Annotated in this window: 1 protein-coding gene; it reads right to left on the bottom strand. The window is 39.2% G+C overall.

The window, feature by feature from the left end:
• Positions 1-138: 138 nt before the first annotated feature.
• On the bottom strand, positions 139-564 hold a 426-nt coding region (gene tnpA / locus AXF17_RS09915; protein ID WP_094233859.1), incomplete at its 5' end, for an IS200/IS605 family transposase.

The following is a 564-nucleotide window of genomic DNA, read 5'->3' on the forward strand; positions in this document are numbered from 1 at the left end:
CCCGGCACACTACGAATCATGACCACCGGCTGAGCCGGTGGTTTGCTTTGGCCCTATAAGGGCCTTTTACCTGCTGCATCTTAAGATGCGTTGAAAAGATTCGCCAACCGCACGTACTTTCCTACAAGTCCTAAAGGACTATTTCATCTTCTCTCCTGTGAATGGATCAATATACTCCTTCAACGTCATTTGATCATCTACTATGTCACCTTGAAGTTGTGTACGTATGTATTCAGCTATTTTCTTTTCGTTTTTACCTACTGTATCAACATAGTACCCTCGGCACCAAAAGTGTCTATTTCCGTACCTGTATTTTAATTTTGCAAATTTATCGAATATCATAAGTGAACTTTTTCCCTTCAAATATCCGACTATTTGCGACACAGAATACTTTGGCGGTATTTCTACAAGCATATGTATATGGTCAGGGCATAGCTCAGCCTCAACAATGTTGATACCTTTTCTTTGGCATAGGATTCTTATCATCTTTCCTATTTCCACTCGGTACTTCCCATATATTTCTTTTCTTCTATACTTCGGTGCAAATACTATATGATATTTACA

Source organism: Mogibacterium pumilum (assembly GCF_002243385.1).
GTDB lineage: Bacteria > Bacillota > Clostridia > Peptostreptococcales > Anaerovoracaceae > Mogibacterium > Mogibacterium pumilum.